The sequence below is a fragment of the uncultured Legionella sp. genome (assembly GCF_937871865.1).
GTDB lineage: Bacteria > Pseudomonadota > Gammaproteobacteria > Legionellales > Legionellaceae > Legionella.
This window is the reverse complement of record NZ_CALMPD010000210.1, coordinates 1-4,512: the sequence shown is the minus strand read 5'-3', so window position 1 is coordinate 4,512 and position 4,512 is coordinate 1. Positions and strand designations below refer to the sequence as shown.

Genomic DNA, 4,512 nt, shown 5'->3' with positions numbered 1-4,512 from the left:
GAAAATAAAACAAACCCACCGTCCCATGGGACACTTTTGGGACAGTCATAAATAACCAGTAGCAGCTAGCTACAACAAATCTCAACACTCAGCCTAATGATTTTCTCTTAAAATACGGTTATACTTAAAACCAAGAGGAGATTGAAATGCATAAACGAAATACTTCATCAAAAAATGAAACATCGCGTACAAGCGCAAAGTCACAACAACGCCCTCATTTTTCCAAGGCGATGTTAACTATTGCTAAAACGAATTTAAAAGAGTTTGAATCTCAAACTGATGAAGCTTTTTTAATTAGAGCAGATATGGAAAGGAAGCTTAGTTCACTGTGACCGATGTAGTAATACCACCTTATGTTTATGAAGATCGTTCCTCTGAATTATCTCTCTTACAAGGCGACATCCTAAAAATCGATGGGCAGTTTCGTCAATACTTTGATGAGTTCTACCCTGCTATACAACCTTCTGATGGCAAAATTCAATATGTAATGATCTTAACTCAATCTTGTGATTTGGTTAGAACAAAGAAACGTAAGCCCAAACTTAGCCATGTAAATGTGTGCTTGGTCAGAAGATTAAGCAGCCTCATTAAACGATTAATCAAGGATGAGATAAAACCAACCGAGATTGGAAACAAAAAGATAATTTCTCGTGACGCACTAGATCAACTCAAAGATAAGCTTTCTAAGTTACTCAATAATAGCGATCAAAAAACACATTTCTTTCTACCGAAACAAGCACCTTTTGAAGATGATATGGTAGCGGTGCTCCCTCTTTCATTCTCATTTCGCACCGATCATTATGATTTACTATTAGAAAACAGGGTACTTGGAATAAAGCCAGAATTTCAAGCAAAGGTAGGTCATATCATTGCCCAACTCTACAGCAGAATAGCCACCCCCGATTTACTTGATTTTGGTTGGGATGATAAAAAAATTAGGCAACATATTAATCAGTTGTTAGATAATTCAAATCTTCAACAAGTTCCAGATAGAAATTACATTGAGTACATCAAAGCAAATGCGGATAATGAAGATGTCGGTGTTGATGAACTTATTCAAGAATATGAAGCCCTGAAGATGAGCAAATCCTTTCAGCCACTATTAAAGGTTATTAAAACTCATCTAATCCGATTATTTGAAGACGATCAAAAAATTCATACTCTTTTAGCATCAGCCACAGACAAAAGAACGCTTTCTAAGGAAATAAAACAGTTATTAGAAGATGCTATCACCGGTGACTAGAGCCCACTCTACTTTGTTCGATTTTAATACTAAAAACCTTTCTTTTTTTTATGGATGTCCCATAAATGTCCCAAATAGATTCGTTAAAAAATATAAGTTCAATTAAATCAAAGGAATAAAGCAATAAATCATCGGATTAACATTCCTATGTTGCTATTTATTAGAGCTTGTTGTAACCTCTCGCCATTAATTATTTACTGATGATGTAACGATGGCAACAATAGAAAAACGAATGGGAAAAGATGGAAAGTACAATTATCGAGTCAAAATTAGACTTAAAGGCTTTCCTCCGCAAGAAGCTACATTCAAACGATTAACCGATGCTAAAACCTATGTGCAACAGACAGAAGCCGCTATCCGAGAAGGCCGCCACTTCAAAACATCAGAATCTAAACGACGCACTTTGGGTGAAATGATAGATCGTTACATCAAAGACATCCTTCCTACAAAACCCAAAAATAGCAAAAATACCATGCAGCATCTAAATTGGTGGAAAAAGGAATTAGGCCACTATAGCATTGCAGATATATCCCCTGCCCGTATCGCAGAGAAGAGAGACCAACTTGCAGCAGAGGTAACCACCCGCAATAAGCCACGCTCACCCTCAACTGTTGTTCGTTATCTGGCTGCTTTATCTCACACCTTTACAATTGCTATGAAAGAATGGCAATGGATCGAAGACTCCCCCATGCGTCGTGTCATTAAACCTAAAGAGCCAAGAGGTCGTGTACGCTTTTTATCTGATGAAGAACGCACCCGTCTCTTAGCAGAGTGCAAACGCAGTGAAAGCCAATATTTATATACCGCTGTAGTTCTGGCCTTATCTACTGGAGGCAGACGCATGGAAATACTAGGCTTATCTTGGAAGGATGTCGATTTTGATCGCGGAGTCATTACATTGCATGAAACTAAGAATGGTGAAAGAAGGTCTTTGCCACTGGCAGGTCACGCATTTGAACTAATGAAACAGCATGCAAAAATTCGACATGTAAATACAGAGCTTGTTTTTCCTGGAAATAATCTTAAGAAACCAGTGGATCTTCGCACTCCCTTTGAAACAGCACTTAAGCGCGCTGAAATATCTGACTTTAGATGGCACGATTTGCGACATTCTTGTGCAAGCTATTTGGCTATGAATGGCGCTAGCTTGGCAGAGATCGCTGAAATTCTGGGGCATAAAACTTTGCAGATGGTGAAGCGATATGCTCATTTATCAGATGCCCATACAAGTAAAGTTGTAGCAAGAATGAACGAGGCCATATTTGGAGGTTAGGCTGTGCTCACAGAAGTCAACAATAGTTGGTTAAACATAGAATTGCAGCAATTTGATTACAATGAAAATCTTCAACAAGTAGCGATTCTTTTTAGAGAGAAGGTTAAAGAGGCTCTCACAAGTAACTTACTTAAATCAACATGGAAATTAGAGGAGTTTCTTTCACTTAGTATAGCTTTTAACATGGCCGAGGAATTTTGTACCACATACAACAGGCAGCCTAGCGTGGATATAAATCAACGTGCTTTGGGAGAGTATTATACTTATCCGCTAACCTACTGGAATGTGTGTGAAATTAAACAAAGACTAAACCAATATTATATTCATGCGTTGGCATTATTAAAACGGGTACAAAAAAATCGCCATATTCCTATTGAAGTATCTCCCATAGAATGGTTAGAGCTAGTGGAGTCTATTGGTGAAGAATTATTTATTCCATCAGCAGAAAAATTCTTATATGAAGTGATATGGCCAACTGCGCCAGAACCTGGCATCTATCTACCACCTAAGACTATAGAACGTATAGAATCATCTAAAAGATCCCCTATTGTTACAACGATGGCGGAGTTAATTCGATTTCATCACTATGGAATTGATATTTTAATTGCCAAAAGAGGAATTTTCCCTGTATCAAGACTTAGCGTTGATGAAGCAGCGAAATATTTAGAGATATCGGTTAATCAGATCATCGAAAAGTGTTTCGAAGAAGAAAATCTTGGGGTATATCTAAAAGAGGGACAGTTTAAAGTTAGAAAATTTTTAACAACTAATAGCCAATGTCTTACTCGTAGCTATATTGATGAAATATCAAAACCATCATACCTATGTAAATACAAAGGCCTAATCCGACTTGAAAAAAATTCAAAGTTGTACCCTGATAAAACATTGGAAAAAATATACGAAGGTTCATGTATTGAGGTTCCGCATGAGGATAGCTATACCATCGTTCCATTACAATCTAGTTTAGCTGAACTTGTTCAAGGCATCAGTCAAGTAATAAAGCTTAGGAAAGGACAAAAAATAACAATTCATGATTTAATTTTTATTCAACCAGAATTAACTGTATATAAAAAAAACGATCAGGTCATTATACCTTGTACTTCGAGTGAAATAATGGCGAAACCAAAGCAATCTGTCGATGAAAAAGTTCATCCTGAGTTATTATCAAATTGCAAACTGATGCCATTTACACCAGACTCCAATTGGGTTGCTGTTGCCCCAAACTCAGCACAATTGCAGATTGTATCTGTAGTATCTAACCAATTTTCAAAAAATGGCACTACATACAAAATTAGGTATTTAGATGAGCAATCATTTCATCTTCCTGTTGATAAGGGATTAGACCGAATTGCGTATCTTTTAACACAGCCTAAGCAAGCTGTCTCAATAATATTATTGATGCAACTTAATTCCCACGAAGAAATAAGTACCTCATCTTTAGAAAATATTGAAGAACTTCACGCGTCTGGAATTAGTTTAGAAAGCGAATTAAATCACCATGATGTTGTTATTACACCAGCCCAATTACAACAATATAAAAACGAAGTAAGTAGAATAAATGAAGAAATTGAAGAAGCCAAAGAATTTGGTGATACGGAAAAGGTAGAGCAATTAAAACAGACGTTAGATTTTATAACAAATCAAATTAAAGCTAAAACAAATCGTAAAGGGCGTCCTCGAGTTTTTAATAGTCAAAAAAATAAAGCCCCTGTCAATTCCTTACGACAAAGTCTAACAAGAAGCAAACAAAAAATAAGAAAACATTCTCCAGCACTATATGAACATTTAAAAAAATCTATCCATTTTTGTTTAGAAACAGCTACCGTTGTTTATAATCCACAAAATGAAAGCATTTGGAGTTAATGACAGATTTTGTCATTCAAAGACAAACATTGTCGTCAGAAATGACAAATTTTGTCCTGCGTAATCTCTTGAAACACATAGAAATAATTCTATGTGTAATTAATAATCAAGGGGTAATTCCAAATGAATAGCA

Annotated in this window: 4 protein-coding genes; all 4 read left to right on the top strand. The window is 36.2% G+C overall.

All coding sequences use genetic code 11. The annotated features are described in order from the left end of the window. The first annotated feature begins 146 nt into the window (after nt 1–146). The gene (locus Q0495_RS11235) at nt 147–332 is read left to right on the top strand and encodes a hypothetical protein (protein ID WP_298626255.1); all 186 of its coding nucleotides are present in this window, start codon (nt 147–149) and stop codon (nt 330–332) included. Further along, nucleotides 329–1,243: a hypothetical protein gene (locus Q0495_RS11230; protein ID WP_298626253.1), complete on the top strand. Its 915-nt coding sequence runs from the start codon at nt 329–331 to the stop codon at nt 1,241–1,243. Before Q0495_RS11235 ends, Q0495_RS11230 begins: the two co-directional genes overlap by 4 nt. A gap of 211 nt (nt 1,244–1,454) precedes the next feature. Next, nucleotides 1,455–2,516 (top strand): site-specific integrase, encoded by a 1,062-nt coding sequence (locus tag Q0495_RS11225; protein ID WP_298626252.1) that lies wholly within the window; start codon nt 1,455–1,457, stop codon nt 2,514–2,516. 3 nt (nt 2,517–2,519) lie between these two features. Beyond that, the gene (locus Q0495_RS11220; RefSeq protein WP_298626250.1) at nt 2,520–4,379 is read left to right on the top strand and encodes a hypothetical protein; all 1,860 of its coding nucleotides are present in this window, start codon (nt 2,520–2,522) and stop codon (nt 4,377–4,379) included. Nucleotides 4,380–4,512 lie beyond the last annotated feature (133 nt).

Coding starts and splice junctions, on each gene's coding strand:
- Q0495_RS11225 (WP_298626252.1), top strand. CDS start 1,455: ATGGCAACAATAGAAAAACGAATGGGAAAAGATGGAAAGTACAATTAT.
- Q0495_RS11235 (WP_298626255.1), top strand. CDS start 147: ATGCATAAACGAAATACTTCATCAAAAAATGAAACATCGCGTACAAGC.